Source organism: Rossellomorea vietnamensis, from assembly GCF_001305855.1.
In the GTDB taxonomy this organism is placed as follows: domain Bacteria; phylum Bacillota; class Bacilli; order Bacillales; family Bacillaceae_B; genus Rossellomorea; species Rossellomorea vietnamensis_A.
The window spans coordinates 389,170-410,402 of the sequence record NZ_LIXZ01000001.1; the positions used below are offsets into that span (position 1 = coordinate 389,170).

At 42.8% G+C, this 21,233-nt stretch carries 21 protein-coding genes and 1 other annotated feature; of the genes, 4 read left to right on the forward strand and 17 right to left on the reverse strand.

Annotation, left to right across the window (positions count from 1 at the left end; translation table 11 throughout):
• Positions 1-50: 50 nt before the first annotated feature.
• The 6 genes from AM506_RS01955 to AM506_RS01980 form a co-directional block, all read right to left on the reverse strand.
• Positions 51-1,202: a putative glycoside hydrolase gene (locus AM506_RS01955; protein ID WP_060670691.1), complete on the reverse strand. Its 1,152-nt coding sequence runs from the start codon at positions 1,200-1,202 to the stop codon at positions 51-53.
• A 260-nt stretch (positions 1,203-1,462) separates the two neighbouring features.
• Complete coding sequence (locus AM506_RS01960; RefSeq protein ID WP_060670260.1) at positions 1,463-2,398, reverse strand: ABC transporter ATP-binding protein; 936 nt, start codon at positions 2,396-2,398, stop codon at positions 1,463-1,465.
• Positions 2,398-3,468: an ABC transporter ATP-binding protein gene (locus AM506_RS01965; protein ID WP_060670262.1), complete on the reverse strand. Its 1,071-nt coding sequence runs from the start codon at positions 3,466-3,468 to the stop codon at positions 2,398-2,400. The genes AM506_RS01960 and AM506_RS01965 overlap by 1 nt, the downstream gene beginning before the upstream one ends.
• 19 nt (positions 3,469-3,487) lie before the next feature.
• Positions 3,488-4,522: an oligopeptide ABC transporter permease gene (gene opp3C, locus AM506_RS01970; protein WP_060670264.1), complete on the reverse strand. Its 1,035-nt coding sequence runs from the start codon at positions 4,520-4,522 to the stop codon at positions 3,488-3,490.
• Positions 4,522-5,451, reverse strand: coding sequence for an oligopeptide ABC transporter permease (opp3b, locus tag AM506_RS01975; RefSeq protein ID WP_034763453.1), 930 nt, complete (start codon positions 5,449-5,451; stop codon positions 4,522-4,524). The genes opp3C and opp3b overlap by 1 nt, the downstream gene beginning before the upstream one ends.
• Positions 5,452-5,624: 173 nt before the next feature.
• Positions 5,625-7,277 (reverse strand): peptide ABC transporter substrate-binding protein, encoded by a 1,653-nt coding sequence (locus tag AM506_RS01980; protein WP_060670265.1) that lies wholly within the window; start codon positions 7,275-7,277, stop codon positions 5,625-5,627.
• Between the two features lie 512 nt (positions 7,278-7,789).
• Between AM506_RS01980 and AM506_RS01985 the strand changes: the two genes are divergently transcribed.
• Positions 7,790-8,173: a DUF3899 domain-containing protein gene (locus AM506_RS01985; protein ID WP_060670267.1), complete on the forward strand. Its 384-nt coding sequence runs from the start codon at positions 7,790-7,792 to the stop codon at positions 8,171-8,173.
• 43 nt (positions 8,174-8,216) lie between these two features.
• Positions 8,217-8,449: a binding site (T-box leader), on the forward strand.
• Positions 8,450-8,499: 50 nt separating this feature from the next.
• Entirely contained in the window at positions 8,500-9,498 is a 999-nt protein-coding gene (gene trpS, locus AM506_RS01990; protein ID WP_060670269.1) for a tryptophan--tRNA ligase, read from the forward strand.
• Positions 9,499-9,609: 111 nt separating this feature from the next.
• Here trpS and AM506_RS01995 read toward each other — a convergent pair whose 3' ends face one another.
• From AM506_RS01995 to AM506_RS02035, 9 genes are all read right to left on the reverse strand, one after another.
• Positions 9,610-10,359 carry a YjbA family protein gene (locus tag AM506_RS01995; RefSeq protein ID WP_060670271.1) on the reverse strand — a complete coding sequence of 250 codons (750 nt, stop codon included), beginning with the start codon at positions 10,357-10,359 and terminating at the stop codon, positions 9,610-9,612.
• A gap of 95 nt (positions 10,360-10,454) precedes the next feature.
• Positions 10,455-10,664, reverse strand: a complete 210-nt coding sequence (locus AM506_RS02000) for a hypothetical protein (RefSeq protein ID WP_060670273.1) — start codon at positions 10,662-10,664, stop codon at positions 10,455-10,457.
• A gap of 129 nt (positions 10,665-10,793) precedes the next feature.
• Positions 10,794-11,567 (reverse strand): DUF2268 domain-containing protein, encoded by a 774-nt coding sequence (locus tag AM506_RS02005; protein WP_060670275.1) that lies wholly within the window; start codon positions 11,565-11,567, stop codon positions 10,794-10,796.
• Between the two features lie 95 nt (positions 11,568-11,662).
• Positions 11,663-12,907, reverse strand: a complete 1,245-nt coding sequence (gene fabF / locus AM506_RS02010) for a beta-ketoacyl-ACP synthase II (protein ID WP_060670277.1) — start codon at positions 12,905-12,907, stop codon at positions 11,663-11,665.
• A 51-nt stretch (positions 12,908-12,958) separates the two neighbouring features.
• Positions 12,959-13,891, reverse strand: coding sequence for a beta-ketoacyl-ACP synthase III (locus AM506_RS02015; RefSeq protein ID WP_060670279.1), 933 nt, complete (start codon positions 13,889-13,891; stop codon positions 12,959-12,961).
• A gap of 194 nt (positions 13,892-14,085) precedes the next feature.
• Complete coding sequence (locus AM506_RS02020) at positions 14,086-14,274, reverse strand: ComZ family protein (RefSeq protein ID WP_034763435.1); 189 nt, start codon at positions 14,272-14,274, stop codon at positions 14,086-14,088.
• Entirely contained in the window at positions 14,271-15,239 is a 969-nt protein-coding gene (locus tag AM506_RS02025) for a BMP family ABC transporter substrate-binding protein (protein ID WP_060670281.1), read from the reverse strand. Before AM506_RS02025 ends, AM506_RS02020 begins: the two co-directional genes overlap by 4 nt.
• Before the next feature lie 100 nt (positions 15,240-15,339).
• On the reverse strand, positions 15,340-16,059 hold the full coding sequence (locus AM506_RS02030) for a hypothetical protein (RefSeq protein ID WP_152968510.1): 720 nt from the start codon (positions 16,057-16,059) through the stop codon (positions 15,340-15,342).
• Between the two features lie 22 nt (positions 16,060-16,081).
• Positions 16,082-16,825 (reverse strand): hypothetical protein, encoded by a 744-nt coding sequence (locus AM506_RS02035; protein ID WP_060670285.1) that lies wholly within the window; start codon positions 16,823-16,825, stop codon positions 16,082-16,084.
• A gap of 264 nt (positions 16,826-17,089) precedes the next feature.
• Here AM506_RS02035 and AM506_RS02040 point away from each other — a divergent pair, with 264 nt between their 5' ends.
• Positions 17,090-17,257, forward strand: a complete 168-nt coding sequence (locus AM506_RS02040) for a YjzD family protein (RefSeq protein WP_309137639.1) — start codon at positions 17,090-17,092, stop codon at positions 17,255-17,257.
• A 33-nt stretch (positions 17,258-17,290) separates the two neighbouring features.
• Here AM506_RS02040 and clpB read toward each other — a convergent pair whose 3' ends face one another.
• Entirely contained in the window at positions 17,291-19,882 is a 2,592-nt protein-coding gene (gene clpB, locus AM506_RS02045; RefSeq protein ID WP_060670288.1) for an ATP-dependent chaperone ClpB, read from the reverse strand.
• A 122-nt stretch (positions 19,883-20,004) separates the two neighbouring features.
• Positions 20,005-20,184 carry a YjzC family protein gene (locus AM506_RS02050; RefSeq protein ID WP_034763424.1) on the reverse strand — a complete coding sequence of 60 codons (180 nt, stop codon included), beginning with the start codon at positions 20,182-20,184 and terminating at the stop codon, positions 20,005-20,007.
• Positions 20,185-20,378: 194 nt separating this feature from the next.
• Here AM506_RS02050 and AM506_RS02055 point away from each other — a divergent pair, with 194 nt between their 5' ends.
• Complete coding sequence (locus AM506_RS02055; RefSeq protein WP_060670290.1) at positions 20,379-21,188, forward strand: undecaprenyl-diphosphate phosphatase; 810 nt, start codon at positions 20,379-20,381, stop codon at positions 21,186-21,188.
• Positions 21,189-21,233 lie beyond the last annotated feature (45 nt).

A 21,233-nucleotide genomic window follows, 5' to 3' on the forward strand; every position in this document is an offset into this window, starting at 1 on the left:
TTTATGAACGCAAAAAGACTGACCTGAATGGTCTCAGGTCAGTCACTTCATTAAGGAGTGTAGTCAACGCCTTCTGTATAGGAATTACCAGCATCCCAAAGAAGGAATTCATTGATTCCTTGATCATTTAACGCTTTGATCTGTGCCTCTACTTCTGCTTTTCCGTACGTTTTATAGTTTCCACTCCCTAGCCAGGAAGCGGTGAAATCCTGGAGCCAAGGTCTAGAGATTGGCTTATTTTTCAGTTCTGCTATTTTCGCTTTCTCCACCTTGGAGTATTCTGTTACAAGTTCGTACGGCTGCAGATCCGGTTTTGCAATTCCAAAATAAGGTGTCCAATGACTTGGATAAATCATGGATGAAATGACGTCCACATTCTCAGATATCTTAGAGAAATTCTGACCGATACCAGGTGCCTCTGGAAGAGTTGCCGTATACCCGAAAATATCAACGGATACTTTCACTCCATACGGTTCGAGCTTTTTATGGGCATATTCCACAAAGTCAGTAACGGCATGCACTCGTTTCTGGACATTATCAATGTCTTCCTTCGCAAACTCCCCACCGTTATATGTCAATTCATCATCTCGCTTCTCGAATCCTTCAGGGAATCGGACATAATCGAACTGGATTTCCTGAAAGCCCATCTTTGCAGCTTCAATGGCGATACCTACATTATAATCCCATACTTCTTTCAGGAATGGATTGACGAAGGAGTCTCCCCCACCATTTGACCAGACCTTATCGCCGTCCTTGAAGGACAAGTCGGGGCGCTGATTCGCAAGCACCGTATCCTTAAAAACAACGATTCGTGCAATCGGATAGATTTTCTTTTCTTCCAGAGTCTTTAACATCGCTTTGGGATCTTTAATATATGGCTGACCCACTTTAGCATACGGGGAAGACTCTTCAGGTTCATATGTTACATTTCCTACGTCATCTTTAATATCAATGACCATGGCATTAAGATCTGTACTATCCATTAAATTTGTAAGAGTATTAAAACGGTCTCCGCCAGCTGAATGTGCAGTAACATATACTCCTCTAATAGCATCCGGATACTCGAAGCTCAGACCGGAATCGTACACAAACCGCGGTACTGGGCTTGTCATCTCTTTTTTACTCATTGAAAACGTTCTCTTCTCATGTTCTACCGGACCATCTTCAGCGGCACTTGCCGACTGGAAGGGCAATACGCACATTGTGACAACACATAGTGATGTCGCTACCTTACTCCATTTCAAAATGAACCTCTCCTCTATTAAGTATGCTATCTAGTAAATTATGTAACTCCTTACTATTCTAACAAGGAAATTACTTGAAAGAAAAGGGTTATTCCACCTAGTCTGTCGAAATTTCCAAGGAAATGAATATTCTTCAATATATAATATGAATCACTATTGTAAATAGACTTTCTCAACGGAAAAAGCTCCCCTCATTGAAGGGAGCTTTTATCATCCTCTTAGCTTTTATATGATGCCTGATATTGCGCAAATTCTTTCTCGGAACAGTAAACGAAATGTCCCGGGACCACTTCACGCATTTCAAGATTGTCATCCTCTGTATAGTTATGAACAGAAGGATTATACTCTTTTCTTCTGCGGGTGCGCTCATACTCGGGATCCGGTAACGGAATCGCTGAAAGAAGCGATTGAGTATAAGGATGAAGCGGATTTTTGTACAGGGCGTCACTTGTAGTCAACTCAACAAGCTTACCATAATACATAACACCAATCCGGTCACTGATATACTTTACCATGGAAAGGTCATGGGCGATGAAAAGATACGTTAACCCTTTTTCCTTTTGAAGTTCCTGCATCAGATTGACGACCTGGGCTTGGATCGAAACGTCCAAGGCAGAGATCGGCTCATCGGCAATGATGAAATCAGGATCTACTGCAAGAGCACGGGCAATCCCGATACGCTGACGTTGTCCACCTGAGAATTCATGTGGATAACGTCCGGCATGCTCTTTGTTCAATCCCACTGTTTCCAGTAAATCATGAACCTTTTTCAAGCGTTCTTCTTTAGAAGAAGCTAACCCATGAATATCGATGCCTTCAGCAATGATATCGGCTACCTTCATACGAGGATTTAGACTCGCATACGGATCCTGGAAAATCATTTGCATTTTACGGTTGAACTTCTTTAATTGAGAGCGTGACTTCTTCCCATGAACATCTTCACCGTTAAAGAGAACCTGACCGTCAGTCGCGTCATAAAGACGAATGATCGTACGGCCTGTCGTTGATTTCCCACAACCGGATTCTCCCACAAGTCCAAGAGTTTCCCCTTTGTAAATATCAAAGCTGATATCATCTACCGCTTTTACCATATTCGGTTTACCTGGGTTGAAATACTGCTTTAAATTCTTAATTTCAAGTAATTTTTCTGCCATTATGAACGAACCCCCTCAACAAGTACCGGCTCTCTGAAATTCGCAGGCATTTGTCTTTGTCTTACTTTCACTGCTTCTGGAGGCTCAACCTGTGGAGCACTCGGATGTAATAACCATGACTTCACGATGTGAGTGTCTGATACCTGATAATAAGGCGGTTCCTGTTCAAAATCCACTTTTAATGCATATTCACTGCGGAGAGCGAAAGCATCCCCTTTGGGTGGATTCAATAAATCCGGCGGGGTACCTGGAATCGCTACAAGCTCCTGCTCACCTTCCGTGTCGGTTGTCGGCATGGAACCGATCAAGCCCCACGTATACGGGTGACGAGGATCGTAGAAAATTTCATCGACCGTTCCCGTTTCTACGATCTGACCACCGTACATGACCGCTACACGATCTGCAACGTTCGCTACCACTCCAAGATCATGAGTGATGAAGATGATGGACGTTTCGATTTTGTTTTGAAGATCTTTCATCAACTCGAGAATCTGCGCTTGAATCGTAACGTCCAATGCCGTTGTCGGTTCATCGGCAATAAGGATTTTAGGATTACACGCAAGAGCGATGGCGATCACGACACGTTGACGCTGTCCACCCGAAAACTGATGCGGGTATTGCTTGAAGCGGGTTTCAGGGCTTGGAAGGCCAACGAGCTTCAGTAGTTCAATGGCGCGTTTTTTAGCATCATTTTTGCTCATATTCTGGTGTTTCACCAGTGGTTCCATGATTTGTTTCCCAATCGTCATCGTTGGGTTTAAAGAAGTCATCGGATCCTGGAAAATCATCGAGATATCTTTCCCACGAATTTTTTGCATCTCTTTTTCAGGAAGTTTCGCTAAATCTTTTCCTTCAAAAAGGATCTCTCCACCCTTGATGAATCCTGGCGGGTTTGGAATCAATCTCATAAGAGCTTTCGTCGTTACGGATTTACCTGAACCCGACTCCCCTACGATTGCTAATGTTTCACCTTTATCTAAATGGAAATCTACACCGCGTACTGCCTGTACTTCCCCTCCATGCGTATTGAAGGAGACGTGTAGATCTTTCACTTCTAAAATTTTCGACATATTCATAATCTCCCTTCCATTACTTACGCATTTTCGGATCTAGTGCGTCACGCAGTCCATCGGCCATTAAGTTGAAGCTTAGAATGACTAATGAAATGACAGCTGATGGCACAAGCATCATATGTGGATATGACTGGATAGATCTGTATCCTTCATTAACCAATGATCCCAGAGATGCTTTAGGGGGAGCGATCCCTAATCCGATAAAGCTTAAGAATGCTTCTGTGTATATTGCTGCAGGAACCGTGAACATTGTCGTAATGATGACTGGCCCCATTACGTTCGGTAGCAGATGTTTAAAGATTAAACGATTACTGCTTGCTCCTAAAGTACGGGAGGCTAGGACGAATTCCTGATTCTTCAATTGAAGAACTTGTCCACGGACAATCCTTGACATTCCGACCCAACCGGTTATGACCATTGCCATCGTAATGGAGAAGATACCCGGTTCAAATATCAGGATGAAAAGGATGACAACAATCAGATTTGGTATCCCTACCAAAACTTCAACGATACGCTGCATAACGTCATCGACTCTTCCGCCGTAGTAAGCAGAAATCCCACCATAGGAAATCCCGATCAGGAAGTCAATGACTGCGGCAAGTATACCAATGTATAAAGAGACGCGGGTTCCGTTCCAAGTACGTGTCCATAAGTCACGTCCAAGGTCATCTGTACCGAACCAATAATTCTCTTTGATTTGTCTCGATTCATATACGTCAAAACCGTCAGCATCTTTACCGTCAAAGGGCAGCCAACTGATTCCTGAAAGCGCTTCAATTTTCGGAGGCAGCTTTGCATGTCGGATATTTTGATCACTGAATTTGTATTCGTTCATTCCAGGACCGAATATGGCAAAGAATATGATGATGACAGTGATAATGATCCCTACAAGTGCACCTTTATTCTTGCGTAAGCGAAGCCATGAATCCTGCCAAAAATTCAAGCTTGGACGTGAAATTTTTTCTGCCTCGTCTCCACTAGCCTGTTGGGGTTGGAAGAGGTCTGGACTAAGTTGCTCTAGTTGCTCTTGTTTCTTTAGTTTTGCACCCATTATTTCTTCCCTCCAGCTAAGCGAATACGCGGATCAATGATTCCATAAAGGATATCCACCAAGAAAATGACACCAATAAATAAAGCACTAAAGAATAGGGTAATACCCATAATGACCGTGTAATCATTTGTGTTGATTGATAGTACGAATTGTTCCCCTAATCCAGGAACTGCAAAAATCCGTTCTACAACCAGTGAGCCAGTCATAACTGCGACTGTCATTGGCCCAAGAATAGTAACAATTGGAATCATGGCGTTTCTAACTCCGTGCTTCACAATGGTACCTGTCTTAGAAATACCTTTGGCAGTTGCTAGTAAAATATAATCAGAGTTTAGAATCTCTAACATTTCTGTTCTCATAAAACGGGCAATAGTAGCTACAACACCGACAGTAAGTGCTAGTGTAGGAAGAATGGTATGCTTATATTCGCCCCAAAGTGCAACAGGCAGCCATTCAAGTTTGACCCCGACATAATATTGTAGCAGTGCTGCAAATACAAAGGACGGAATTGATATTCCCAATACGGCCATGAATGTAGATCCATAATCCAACCATGTATTGTGTTTAATTGCTGCAATAATACCGACTAACAGTCCTATAAATGTTCCTAATACCATGGCTTGAAATCCTAAAAGTGAGGAAGGACCAATACGACTGCCAAGAATTTGTGTTACTGGGCGATTATCATATTGGAAGGACAACCCCAAATCCCCTTTAGCTAACCCAACCATATAGTTGATATATTGTTCTGGCAGCGGGTCGTTGAGACCGTATTTATCCAGGATGATTTGTTGTTGTTCCGGAGACAGCCTTTCTGTGTTTTGCAGTGGAGATCCAGGCAGGAGCTTCATCAGAAAGAAAGTGGCGGTTGCAATGATAAGCAAAGTGATGATCATATAGACGATACGTTGAATTGTATATCTGACCATTCTTTAGCCCCCCTTTTTTTATCTTATTTTTTCTACATTTTTAATTATAGCTATTTTCGACAAATTTTCAATGTATTTTTACTTTTTTGATAATTATCGACATTCACTGGAAAAGGAGAGCATATGCTCATGCATACGCTCTCCCTTTAAAGGTGTGTCTACTGAGTTAATACTTACTCAATTGAAGCCCATTTGTATGAATTATCTGCACCAAATGAATGACGTAGAACATTCTTAACATACGGACGCTCTAGATAAGAAACGCCTTTTTGGTACATTGGACTGATCGCTTGATCATCAAATAGGATCTTTTCAGCGTCAACCATTGCCTGCCAACGTGCATCTAAATCATCAAGAAGTTCACCTTTAGCTTGTTCAATTTTCTTGTCATATTCAGGATTCGAGTAACCCATTTGGTTATGAGCACCGTCAGTCACGAACATGTCAACGAAAGTCATCGGATCTGGATAGTCAGGACCCCAACCGGCGAATGAGAAGTCATATTGACCTTTCGTTTCCAACTCAAGCTTTTGCTTGAAAGGTTGAGCTTTGATCTTAACCGTTAATCCTTCAAGGTTTTGCTCAAGCTGTTCTTTTAAGAACTCACCGATTTTCTTAGAACTATCAGAATCATAGTTTAATAATTCTAATTCAATAGAATCTTTACCTAACTCTTCTTTCGCCTTAGCCCAGTAATCTGCAGCTTTTTTAGCGTCGAATTTACCGAAGTCACCAACAGCTTCACGGTACTCAGTTCCGTCAGGACCCGTTACGAAATCCTTTGGTACTAAGTAGTACGCAGGGATCGATCCGTTGTTAAGTAATACATCAACCATACCTTGCTTATCATAAGCAGCATCGATTGCTTTACGAGCATTAACGTTTTTCATCACTTCATTACCTTGGTTTAAACGTAAGAAGTATACAGATGTAGCAGCTCTTGTCTTGAAGTTATCATCTGATTTGTACTTATCAACGAATTCAGCTGAAAGTCCAGCAATATCCGCTTTGTTTGTTTCATAAAGGTTAACACCAGTAGCAGTATCTTTAACGATGTTGAAATTAACTTCTTTCAACTTAACAGTTTCTGCATCCCAGTAATCTTCGTTTTTAGTAAGCTTGAAGCTTTGCTCATGCTTCCACTCAGAAAGAGTGAATGGTCCGTTATAAACAACCGTGTCAGCTTCAAGACCGAACTTGTCGCCTTGCTCTTCCACGAATTTTTGGTTTTGAGGATAGAATGTTGCGAAAGAAAGTAGAGCCTTGAAATATGGTACAGGAGTTTCAAGCTGAACTTCTAGTGTTTTGTCATCAGTTGCTTTAACACCTAATTCATCAACTGGTAGGTCACCACTGTTTACTTTAGCAGCGTTTTTGATATCGTACATGATGTACGCATACTCTGCACCTGTATCAGGGTTTAAAGCTTTTTTCCAAGCGTAAACGAAGTCGTTAGCCGTAACGGGATCTCCGTTGGACCATTTCGCATCACGAATCTTGAACGTGTATGTTTTGCCATCTTCACTTACTTTTGGCTCTTCAGCAGCCATACCAAGAACCGCTTCATCATTTTCACCTAAACGATAAAGACCTTCCAATACGTTGTTCATTACGTTGAATGAAACAGAGTCAGTTGCCAGAGTGGAGTCCATTGATGGGATCTCAGACGCCTCCAGCAGGTTAAGTACTTGTTCTTTCTTTTCGTCAGAACCGCCTGCACCTGATCCTTCTTCGTTGCCTTCAGTCTTCTTGTCGCCGCCACATGCAGCCAAGAAAGTACTTAGAGCCAGAAGAAGAACCAGCAAGAATGAAAACTTTTTCTTCATCTTGAAATTGACCTCCTCGTAAATCTCATATTTATTTATCTTCTAATTTTCAGAAGATTTGTTACTTATTATACATGATAGAGAAATTATTGCAATATGAATTTAACAGTTTTTTTGCTAAATTATCAGATTAGTAGGTATATTGTTGCCAAAATACCGCTATATCAACGTTTTTTCTAAACATTTTAGAGAGTTTGTCCTATTACAATTGTTACAATCGTAAATTTCGGGAGATGAAACCATTTTACATTATGTATGTTTCTTCATCTTTTAACATACTGCTTCTATTATAAATATTAAAACAACAGACTAAATATAAATAATAGAATTAACACTTATTTCTCTTTCTACTATCATTGGAAATAACATACCTTTCATATATATGCCCTGTATGGATGTTTGTCGTCACCCCTCAAACAACACTGAAAGAAATGAATATATATTAATGAGGATTGAATTCTTCTTCTGCCTTCATGTATACTTTGGATAAAAACATCATCTTAAGGAGTATTATGAAACGAATAAATCTGTTCTACCTAGTTACCTTTGTTATTTTCATCATTGCCGTGGTAGTGGCTTCACTGCAGGAAAAAGACCTGCTTCTTTCTATTATAGATAGTCTATTTGTGATCGGCATTGTATATATCAGTATCGGCGCTCTCCTCTACATTTTTGGCAAAGGATTTTTTAACGGCATCGTGTATGCTCTTAAAAGATTTCGCAACAGCACGAAACAGGGAAAGTATATTTCTCAGTTCGATGACCTGGATGAGATGAAAGAAGCCCACGAAGAATATGGAGTACAACGTTCCTACTCCATTACACGATCCTTTTTACTGACAGGGGGAGTGACACTTGTCCTTTCCATTATCATGACCTATCTTCTGTACACTTGAATTTACCTATTTTTTTTCATATAATATCTACATATGAATGAAAGTATAAGCATGGATGAAGAGTAGTACTTTTCAGGATGATTAAAAGAGAGCTTGTGGTTGGTGCGAACAAGCAATCATTTGAAAAGGAATGGACTTCGGAGCTTTATGTGTGAAACGGAGTAGCATATAACGGGATGACCTTACGTTAAAGAGGTTCCATGCACGTCATGGACTAAGCTGGCTCTAACGGGCACTTAGGGTGGCACCGCGGAAATGATCCCATTCGTCCCTATTTTCATAGGACGGGTGGGTTTTTATTTTGTGTAAAACTAGGAGGAAATGAAATGAAGACAATATTTAGCGGCATTCAGCCGAGTGGGACGATCACTCTCGGCAATTACATCGGGGCGATGAAGCAATTCACCGAGCTTCAGGAAGAATACAATTGTTATTTCTGTGTGGTAGATCAGCATGCCATCACGGTGGCACAGGATAAAATGGAACTGCGTAAAAACATCCGCAGCCTTGCCGCCCTGTATATCGCTTGTGGGATCGATCCGGAGAAGTCCACACTATTCATTCAATCGGAGGTCCCTGCACATGCACAGGCTGGCTGGATTTTACAGTGTGTGACCTATATTGGTGAGCTTGAAAGAATGACGCAGTTCAAAGACAAATCTCATGGTAAAGAAGCCGTTTCAGCAGGATTATTGACGTATCCCCCGCTAATGGCCGCTGACATCCTGTTGTATGGAACAGATCTTGTTCCAGTCGGAGAGGATCAAAAGCAGCATCTGGAATTGACAAGGAACCTGGCAGAACGGTTCAACAATAAATACAATGATATCTTTATTGTACCTGAAGTAAGAATCCCCAAAGTCGGTGCCAGGGTGATGTCCCTTCAGGACCCGTTGAAGAAGATGAGTAAATCCGATTCGAATCAGAAGGCCTTCATTACACTCCTTGACGATCCAAAACAGATCGAGAAGAAAATTAAGAGTGCCGTAACCGATTCAGACGGCATCGTGAAATACGATAAAGAAAACAAGCCGGGAGTGTCGAACCTCCTTTCGATCTACTCGATTCTGGAAGGTACTTCTATAGAAGAACTTGAACAGAAATATGAAGGTAAAGGTTATGGAGACTTCAAAGGCGACCTGGCACAAGTGGTCGTAAACGCCATCAAACCGGTACAGGACCGCTATTATGAATTGATCGATTCCGAGGAGTTGGATGATATTCTGGATCGTGGTGCTGAAAAGGCCAACTTCGCCGCTAACAAAATGCTGAAGAAGATGGAAAAGGCCATGGGATTGGGACGAAAAGAGAGAAAGAGGAAATAATCAGGACGACCAGAGACTGCTTGCGCGGTTTCTGGTCTTTTCTTTCGGGTTATTTGACTCACAAACAAAAAAACCTCGAGTCCTTTGAGGACCCAAGGTTTACTCTGACTATTAGTTTACCTTTGGACGATTCTCCACTTCCCACAGTTTCTCGAAAAACGGTTGTCCCTTTATCAGATTCTCACAGAGAGTAAGGTGCTTGTCCGACCAACCGTACTGGGTTTCTTCATATAGCATTTGCCAAATGTCTTCAAAGTCCATTTCCTGGATGGTGCGGTAGCGCTGTGGTGCCCACTCGGTGTACCAATAGCGGATTTCCGCCGTGTTGTTTGAACTGTGCAGTTGATCAAGCGCCATGAATAACAGTTGCTTCAATTGTCTTTCCTTCCTGGTCAGTCCACTCATCATATAAGGATTCGGGGAAAGAATGTGATACGCTTCCTCCCTTTTACCATCCGGCTCGATGGAATACTGCATCGTTTCATGACTTTCCACCATTTCATACACCAGTTGTTCCTGTCTTGGTATGAGTCTGCTTTTTCTGATTGGTACGGTGTACCCGATTGTATCCACTGCCAGTATCCCGGTACCATCTGTCACAATGAAACAATAATCCAATTGGATCCGTTCATGGTTTTTTCGCAGATACGCTTTCTGATAGACCTGATGGAGCAGTTGTTGAGGTAACTCTGATAGATCATTCTCGATGTAATGAAACAGTGTCGTGTCTACTTTAATAAGAGGAACCTGATCCAGTAATTCGATAACGTCCTCTTTTCTCCACTCATGAAAATGGCAGACATTGTAGCCATTTTCTTCGCCTTCGAACCAATTTACCCATACATCATGAAGATATAACATGATTGACCCCTCGCTTTGCTTCAATCTTATTTGTCAATCAGTATAGGCTAATCCGTGTAAATTTATTCCTATTATGAGGGGTTTTATGATAGTCATTATATTTTTCTGCGCGGCAAATAGATCGAGAGGGTGATGATGAGGATCCCCAAAAGGAATAAGTAACATTCAACATGTGTCGTGACGAAGAATATATAGTCTGTAAACGTCATTCCGGTCGTAAGCAAATTTAAATACATGATTAAACTCACTCCTCCTGAAACAGCCAGTCCAAATCCAATAAAGAGCCCAAACAATTGTACCACCATACCTTCCGCCTCTATCCTTGCATTAAGATATTGGAGCCCGTCCATGCTTACTATATTTTATGAAAGGAACAGGAAGATATGACGGCACAGGGCAGCCTATTTTCACGAAAATCACACGGGTTCGTCCGCTCACCTGATATTCTTTGGCAAAAATACCGATGACGGTTCTCCTAAGAGGGAAAGGGTTGACGAATCCTGTTTCTTTAAAAAATGTTGCACCAATCGATAGCCCGAGGAGTAGCCGAGCATTTTCGGAAAGGATTTCTGTCCAAGAAGGAGCTGATCATGAAGGGGACTGCTCCGTTTCACTTCCAAATTGGGTTCGATCCATTTTTCATAGTAGCGGGACAATTCTTGTTCGTCATACGCTTTTGTCCAGGGAGCTACATACTTCTCCCCACAGTATTCTTTGACAGCATTTTCTGCCAGTCCTTCAAAGATGATGGAGTCAAGGAGCGTGTAGTGTTCATCCTTTTTGTTTAACCGCTTCATTCGGACACAGTGATGATATTCATGGACAAATAACGCTTCGTATTCTTTGGGGTCTTCCTGGTCAGTAACGAAAAAGAAGATTTCATCTTTAAAGCATACCCCCGATTTTTTCATGGATGATTGGAACATCCCCCTTTTTTCCTGTACGGGGAACAGATAAATTGGGACGCTCGGTCCATTCCACTTTCGCTTATATTTTTTTTCAAAAAGAGCAAATCGTTCCCAAAGTTTCTTTTCTTTCATTTTTTCGTAAATATCTCCGGCGAGACGCGCAGAACGATACATCCCGTGCTTGATGAGGTATTGATAAAACGATTGCTGATCGTCCTTCCCATTTTTCGTTTTCTTGAGAAGATCCAAGGGCTTATCGATCCAATCTTCCAACCAATCATCTGTAGGAACAACTGCCACCTTCATCCCTCTTTCCATGCTTTTTAACATGTATATGTAAAAGAGGAAAGATTCACAACAAAAAGAGCCTGCTACATGTAACAGGCTCTTCTTTGTTAACTCTGATATTTTTTGAATACGATGGTGGCATTGTGACCACCGAATCCTAATGAATTACTCATCGCTACATTTACTTCTTGTTTCCTTGCTTCGTTTGCTACGTAGTCGAGATCACAATCAGGGTCCGGCGTTTCAATATTGATGGTAGGAGGAAGTATACTGTCTTTCATCGCCAGTACAGTGAAAATCGCTTCCACTCCCCCAGCTGCACCAAGAAGGTGTCCCGTCATTGATTTCGTGGAACTCATGGCTAATTTATACGCATGTTCCCCGAACACTTCCTTCACAGCCATCGTTTCGTATTTATCATTATATGGGGTACTTGTTCCGTGGGCATTGATGTAGTCCATCTCTTCGGGAAGGATCCCGCCATCATCAAGTGCCATTTTCATCGCTCTTGCGCCGCCTTCTCCAGCCGGTGCCGGGGCAGTGATGTGATAAGCATCTCCGGTACACCCGTATCCGACGATTTCTGCATAAATCGTCGCTCCACGTTTTACAGCATGCTCAAGTTCTTCCAGAACTACGATCCCCGCTCCTTCTCCCATTACGAACCCGTCACGGTTGGAATCAAAAGGTCTTGATGCTTTCTCGGGATCTGGATTGGTGGAAAGTGCTGTGTTTGCACAGAATCCGGCTACGGACATTTTCGTGATGGGCGCTTCTGCTCCACCGGAAACCATCACATCCGCATCCCCGCGCTGAATGACCTTGAAGGCATCACCGATTGAGTTTGTACCTGTGGCACAAGCCGTTACGGTACAAGAGTTGAAGCCTTTGGCCCCAAGCATAATGGATACTTGTCCCGCCGCCATATCAGGTATGATCATCGGCACGAAGAATGGGCTCACCCGGCGATATCCACGTTTTTGGAATGTTTCGTATTGCTGTTCGAATGTTTCCATTCCTCCGATACCTGAACCGATCCATACGCCGACGCGATGTGCATTTTCGTCTGTGATATCAAGTTTTGAATCTTTTACAGCCATTAACGATGCAGCAATCGCATAGTGGGTGAAGCGATCCATCTTTCTTGCTTCTTTTCTTTCCACTCCGAACTCTTCGATATTGAAGTCTTTAAGTTCTGCCGCTACTTTAGCAGGATACTCATCGGCGTTTAGACGCGTCAAAGGCCCTACCCCCGTCTTTCCGGCCAAAATATTCGACCAGGTCGATTCAACATCATTACCTAAAGGCGTGACGCTTCCTAATCCTGTCACTACTACACGCTTCTTATTCATTCTATTCCATCTCCTTTATCTGCAAGTTGTCAATAAACTTCTGATACTCAATTATTTACCCCAGCGCATAATGATCGCGCCCCAAGTTAAACCGCCACCGAATCCTACCATGACGACAACATCATTTTCTTTCACTCTTCCCGCTTCAAGATCTTCCACTAATGAAACCGGGATAGAAGCCGCTGATGTATTTCCATATTTATTTACCGTCTTAGACATTTTTTCCACCGGCAGCTCAAGTCTTTGCCTTGCTGCTTCCATGATACGGATGTTGGCCTGGTGTGGAATCAGGAAATCTACGTCCTCTTTCCTTAACCCAGCCTTTTCAATCACATTTATACTGGATTCACCCATTTGACGAACGGCGAACTTAAATACTTCCCGACCGTTCATGATCAATTTTTCGTCCTGATACAAGTGCTTCGCCCCAGAACCGTCCGATCCTAATTCAAAGGCAAGAATCCCCTTGCCGTCCGGAACGGCTCCAAGGACCGCCGCACCGGCAGCATCCCCAAACAGGACGGCTGTGTTACGGTCTTCCCAGTCAGTAATCTTGGATAGTTTCTCCACACCGACCACAAGAACATTCTTGTACGCACCATTATCAATGAATTGCTTTGCCGTAATCATCCCATACATAAATCCCGCACATGCGGCACTGATATCCATTGCAGCAGCCTTCTTTGCTCCCAATCGTTCTTGAAGGAGGCAGGCAACAGATGGGAATGGATGATCCGGGGTAACGGTTGCAACCATGATCAGATCGATTTCCTCTGGATTGATTTCCGCATCAGCAATTGCCTTCTTTGCGGCTTCAAAAGCCATATCAGAAGTATTCGTTTCATTATTTGCTATTCTTCTCTCTTCGATGCCTGTTCTCGTACGAATCCATTCATCCGAAGTATCCACCATTTTCTCAAGGTCCGCGTTTGTTAAAATCTTTTCAGGAAGATAACGTCCAATTCCAATAATACCTGTATTCATACTGGCGTTCCCTACTTTCGTTTATAATTTTTTTCCTATACTCAATGGTTATTATCAATTATTATGACTTGGTACTAATTTTATCGAAGATTTCTACTTTCTGCAATTATTTTTTACTTCTCCCTACCTTCTACACGTTTTTTGACGTAATAAAAACGGGCCACCGAATATTCCGATGACCCGTCCTTTAATAACTATTCTTTATGTAAGGCATCCTGCTTGCCTAATTCGTAGGCTTCACTCATGACCTGGGTGAAAAGCGTCATGAATGGCTGCAGCATTTCCGGAGAGAACTCGACACCTGCTTGATCGAGTTGTTCCTTCGCTTGAGGGAAGTACTTCATGGCAATCTGCATAAATTCCATCGTTTTGTCTTGATTCATTGCTTCGATTCCTTTCCATTCGGCAATTTGCCGGTGTCAATATAGTCCTTGATATGTTGCTTCATTTCAGATTGAAAATCTTTCGGAATGAGCGGACTGAATTTCCCCATGGAGATCACGCCGTCTTCAAAATCAAATTCCAGGTTGCCTGATTTGAGTTCATCATGCGCGAACCTCTCGGCTACTACTCCATATAACTTATCCGCCTGCTGGACAGTGCTGGTCAGGACAGTTGATTCCCCAAGGTCGGATTGATCGGATACGTACCCTATGGCATAAAGTCCTCTTTCCTTAAGCTTTTCGATAACAGCTACATTATAGCCGTCCCCTGCAGGATATAAAACATCGATACCCTCATTTAGTAAAGTGTCCAATTCTTGAAGGGCCCTTGCTTGATCGTCCCAATGATTGGTGTACTCCACCTTGACCTCAGTCTCACTGTTTTGATACTTCGCTCCATCTATAAAACCTTGAACTTCAGGCTGCCAATCAAAGGCCGCAATCACACCGATCTTTTTCGTTTTAGAGTGAAAGGCTGCTGTCATTCCTCCGAAAAAGCCCATGGCATATCCTTTGAACTGTAGGCTTGTCGTGTTTTTCTCCGTCGCGTGTCCGTTAAAGCTCACGAAATGCATGTTAGGGTAGTCCGCTGACAAGCCGTTAAAGACATCCGCATACTCACTTCCGTGTCCAAATACCAAGGTGACATCCTTATCATCAAAATCCTTTACTGCCTGCTTGATTGATGTATCATTCTTCATTCCCTCTTTATAGAAGACGTCTGCATTATAATCGGATTGTATTTTTAATAATCCCCTGTATCCTTTTGTTCCCCATACTCCATCATTCACTGCTTCCGGAACAAGTAAACCAACCTTTTCTATCTCTTCACTGTCCCCTGATGAACAACCACTCAGTCCAACGAGGAATACCATCAGGATAAACATGTACCATTTCTTACTCATGTGCAGCAACTCCTTTAAAGCCCATGCAGCATCTATAAAAGGTTATTACATCCTCCCTATTTTACCCTCACCTGTATCCACATGAAAAGAAAAAGTTTTATCATTCTTCAATTTTATGCAAGCGTATCCCTTTTTCTTGTTGATCAATGATGCTCTTGTGAGACTTGGATGGTCTGACAATCACTTCTTTTCCAACTGAATCGATTTCACGGTGATCAGCTGAAAAAGTTTCATCTGTAATATATGAGAGAACTTCATTCCAGCTCCGGCTTGATAGAGGCTTCAAGGTGTAGGTATCTTTCTTTGAGAAAAGACTGACAATCATACCCGCTGCGTCCTTCACATAGATCGCCCCCGAGGGATCATCCACATAATCCTCTACTTCCCCTCTGCCGGTCAAAATCTGTGCAAACAGAAATTCTTCCGGCTGATGGATGCCATATAACGTTGGGAGGTAGAAGGCGGCTCCATCCTCTTCAAGATCTTTATTTCCTCTCCCATTGGAATAGATCCGAATCATATCGAAGGGTTGGTCCACTTTTGAGAGCAGTTTATCTACTTCTGATAAAAACGCTGCTCTATTCCCTCTTCCCTGGTCATAGTAGGGAAGGAATACACTGGAGCCTCCACGTACGTTCTTATCCCATTCCCCATAAGGAACGTACTCCAGATTTGCATTCCTTCCAATCTCCATCCATTTATCCTTCGTCTCTTTGGCCTCATCGATGGCAGTCACGGTCCATCCTTCTTCCAGAAGGGCATTACAGAGTTCGAATCCCAAAAACTGTTGTGCAGCAAAAACGAATGCATGGTGGTTCAAGTCAATCACTCCAATTTTTTTGTTATAACTCTTTCTCATGCAGGGAAAAGTAAGAGGCGATCTTCCCTCCGAGAGACCCTCGCTTCTCAGGAAGAACAAAGAATAGATCCGTTGAAATTCCTTTTGCTAAACGCTCCGTATATATATCTTTTATGAGAGTGAATTGATTTTTATAACGGTTTAGAGTCATTGACTGAACAATATACAGGGGAATAGGGATCTCCTGGAATATTTTGTAGTTCTGTGATTGTTGTGAAATGAAGGCTTCACACTCCTCTTCCTCCATCTTCAACATGAAGGAAAGTTCTTTTATCACTTTTTTATAAAAGAATTTCTGTTCCTTTTCTTGTTCTAAATGGTCATACAGCGATACGCAGGGAGAGAGGAGGACGGCACTTCTAATATCCTGTTCCAATTTCGGATAGAGATTTTTCAATACTAATGCTCCCATTCCTTCAGCCAATATGTGGATCTTTCCATTGATGATTTCATTGCGTTTCACATGCTGATAGAGTCGCCTCGCCAGTTGTACGGCTTGATCGCTACCCCAATTCGCTCCATACAGATTACTATAATATACAATATACCCCTTGGCTGTCAGCTCTTGAATCCACTTATACCGTGCCTCATGCTGCACCCAGAAGCTGCTCTTTTCGTCTACATAGTGATGGGAGTCCCCAATAATCATTACAGCGAATCCATTTGGTCGTTCAGGGTAATGGATCATGCACCACTCTTGCTCTAATTGAAACAATCGTTGATACATTTAAATTTCTCCTTTTACATACTAAGTCTCTATAGTTTATGTAAAGAGACTGCATTTGTAAGGAAGATAGCCCATATAAGGCCATTTATTTGTGTAAATTTCGTCCACTATCCCCAACGGAATGACAGGGTTTACATTTCACAGATTAGTCATTTATTAATTGTGAAAGCTGTGGTAAACTAATAAAGATTGAAATGAGTGATAACTGCGATTGAATGTGTTAAATACATAGGAATGAGGTGACTTGGCGTGAGATTTTTTTGGATGTTCTTCTGGGCTTTTGCATTGTCCGAAATGCTGACTTACGTTGTAAGTTCTATGAATGGAAACGAATTTCATTTTCAAACAGGATTAATCCTTTCCGTTTGTTTCACGGTATTGGTATTCCTGATCACGCTTGTTATTCCAAACGAGCCTGTAGAAAACCATTAAAAAAAGCAGCCAAATCCGGCTGCTTTTTTTAGTTTAATGAATCGATAGACCATTTTCACCTGCCTCAATCGTGATGGTCTGACCCTGTCGGATGTTTCCTGCAATGAGCTCCCTTGCAAGCTTAGTCTCGATTTCCCTCTGAAGGTACCTTTTTAAGGGACGGGCTCCATAAATGGGATCATAGGCGGATTCTGCGATGAATTCTTTCGCCCCTTCCGTCAGGGAAAGGATGATTTGCTGATCCTCTACCCGCTCTTGAAGGTCCTCAATGAGTTTATCAATGATTCCCTTTATATTTTGAATGCTCAAAGGTTTGAATAGGATTATATCATCCACCCGGTTAAGGAATTCAGGGCGGAAAGCAGATCGCAGCTGCCCCATGACGAGATCTTTTGTTTCCGTGTCAATCTCTTCTTCCCCTTTATTCCGTTCAAGGAGGTGAGAAGAACCGATATTGGAGGTCATGATGATCACAGTGTTTTTACAATCAATGGTCCTCCCTTGAGAATCGGTGATCCGGCCATCGTCAAGCATTTGCAGAAGAATATTGAATACTTCGGGATGGGCCTTTTCAATTTCATCAAGTAATATGACAGAATAGGGTTTGCGCCTGATGGCTTCCGTCAGCTGACCGCCTTCTTCATAGCCTACATATCCAGGAGGTGCCCCGATCAAACGGGAAACCGCATGCTTCTCCATATATTCAGACATATCGATTCGGATCATCTGTTCTTCACTGTCAAATAACGTTTGGGCGAGTGTCTTCGCAAGCTCAGTCTTCCCGACTCCTGTCGGCCCTAAAAAAATGAAGGAACCTATCGGTCTGTTCGGATCCTTGATCCCTGCCCTTGCACGAATGACGGCATCACTGACCAGTTGTACGGCTTCATCCTGCCCGATCACCCGTTCATGAAGAATGTGATCAAGCTTCAACAACTTCTCCCTTTCTCCTTCTACAAGCTTTGTGACCGGGATCCCCGTCCATCTCGCCACAATGTTCGCCACTTCTTCTTCTGTCACTTCTTCACGAAGCAGGCGCCCTTCCTGTTCTTTCATCATTTCCTGTTCTATTGCCTCAAGCTCCTTTTCCATGGCCGGAATCCGTCCGTGCCTGAGCTCAGCGGCTTTATTCAAATCATAATCACTTTCAGCTTCTTCCAACTGGCGCCGGAGTTTCTCTAATTCTTCCCGCTTCTCCTGTACGACGGAGATGCTTTCTTTCTCCTGCTCCCATCTTAATTTCATGGTATTCGCTTTTTCCTTCAGATTGCTTAAATCTTCACGGATACGTCCGAGCCGCTCTATACTTGCAGCATCTTTTTCCTTATTCAACGCTGCTTCCTCAATTTCGAGCTGCATCACTTTACGGGTGACTTCATCGAGCTCTGACGGCATCGAATCGATTTCCGTCCGAATCATGGCACATGCTTCATCGATTAGATCGATTGCCTTATCAGGGAGGAACCGGTCTGAAATATAACGATCAGACAGCCTGGACGCAGCCACGATCGCCCGGTCATGAATATTGACCCCATGATGGATTTCAAATCGTTCCTTCAATCCTCTCAGGATGGAAATCGTATCCTCCACGTTCGGCTCCTGTACGAGCACTTGTTGAAAACGTCTTTCCAGAGCAGGATCCTTCTCTATATACTTTCGATATTCATTGAGGGTCGTTGCCCCGATACAGTGAAGCTCCCCTCTTGCAAGCATCGGTTTCAGGATATTCCCTGCATCCATGGCTCCCTCTGTTTTTCCTGCACCGACAATCGTATGGAGTTCATCAATGAAAAGGAGAATGCGTCCTTCACTCTTTTTCACTTCTTGCAAAACGGCTTTCAATCTTTCTTCAAACTCGCCCCTGAATTTCGCTCCTGCGACTAAAGAGCTCATGTCCAGCTCGAAAATCGTCTTATCCTTCAAGCCTTCAGGAACATCCTTACGAACAATCCTCTGGGCAAGACCTTCCACGATAGCGGTTTTCCCTACACCCGGCTCACCTATCAAGACGGGATTATTCTTTGTTTTCCGTGAAAGAATGCGAATGACGTGGCGGATCTCACTATCTCTCCCAATGACAGGATCGATTCTCCCTGACCTCACATCAGCCACAAGGTCCCTTCCGTATTTCTTCAGCGCTTCATATTTCACTTCCGGGTTTTGTGTCGTCACCCTGCTCCCTCCTCTTATCTCTTCAATCATTTCTCTTACGTTCTTTTCCGTTACCCCTTGCTGTGTTAAGTATAGAGTAATCGGATGATTCTTCTGCTTCCACAGGGAAAGGGCAAGATGCTCAATGGCAATATAGTCGTCTTCCCATTTCCGTTTCCAACTCTCACTATCAGCGAAGAGTTGATGGATATCCCTTGAGAGGTACTGTCCATATTGGATACCTTCCCCCTCTACCGCAGGAATGTCCTGTAACTTCTCATCAATCCATTCTGTCAAAGCCTGAATGGGTATCCCCGCCCGCTCATATATGGTACGAAGGAAGCTTTCTTCCGACCCGAGAAGGGATTTCCATAAATGAAGGGCGCTTACATCTGTATGTAGCTTTTCCTTCGCCAATTGACCAGCTGAAACCAATCCTTCCTGAATGCTGTGGGTCATATTATCAAGATTCATTGTCTACCACCTCGCATTTGACCTTTATTGACCTTTAATTGCATTATATCCCTTTCTTCCCAAAAAGGGAAAGAAAAAGGAACAAGAGCCGCCTTGTTACGGGGCACCCTTGTTCCTGATGGTTAAGGTTTTCTCATATACGACCAAAGACGGTTGTGATTGGAGTTCTCAGGAAACCTGTCCCCTGCTTTCAAACGCAGTTTTTGCGGATTCTTCACCATGCTCCCGGTTTCACCGATTTCTATATACTCACCATTGTTCGGTGCTTTTTCCCCGGCCCTGAATTGTCGTGATTGTCCCATTTTTACCCCTCCTTTTTCGAAGCGATGCTTCCTTCCTATTTTTCTACAAGCATGACCTTTCATGCATGCCAGATGAAGGATAAATATGATATTCACGTTACGGTTCGGTTAACATTCGGAAAAAGTCTTTACAGTCTTTCCCTTTATGGTGTTAAATTAAAAAATGTGGAGAAAAAAAGCTTGGAGGATATACAATGGATTTTTATTTGATTATGAAATACTTATTTTTGGGGATTTTTCAAGGGTTCACGGAACCGATTCCGATCTCATCCAGTGGACACCTGCTGCTCGCCCAGCATTTCCTCGGAATCACAGACACAACACTGACCTTTGAAATACTTGTCAATACGGCTTCATTACTTGCTGTACTTATTGTATACCGTGAAGATATCATGCGTCTCATCGTAAATGGACTCGGTTATTTCAAGCAGAAAACACCCGAAACAAAACGTGATTTTCATTTCATTATATACTTACTTATCGGGACAATCCCTGCCGGGGTGATCGGTGTATTATTCGGCGATGTCATTGAGGAACATCTTACTTCTGTCATCACGGTAGGCATCACACTGATCGTGACAGGTATCGCCCTTTGGATGATCCGTAACCTGAGAGGAAGAAAAAATGATGGGGACTTAAATGTAAAGGACGCAATCATCATCGGTCTTGCACAGGCCGTTGCCCTCATCCCTGGAATCAGTCGTTCAGGTGCCACGATCGTTGCTGCAATGGCAAGCGGTATGAAGGCAGAAACAGCCCTGCGCTTTTCGTTCCTTCTTTATATCCCCGTCAGTGTGGGCGTCATGGTATTTGGAATAAGCGACTTGTTGGATGATCCGAACCTATCTTCTATGGCGATTCCATATATCGTTGCCTTTATTGCATCTTTGATCGCTTCTTACTTCTCATTGAAGTGGTTTATGAATATTATGGCAAAAGGGAATTTGAAATACTTTGCTATTTATTGTGTCGCCGTTGGAGCTGCCGTCCTGATTTTCACATAAGCCTTCTATCGCCCGCGTTTCTTTGTTAAGCTTGTTAGAATAAGA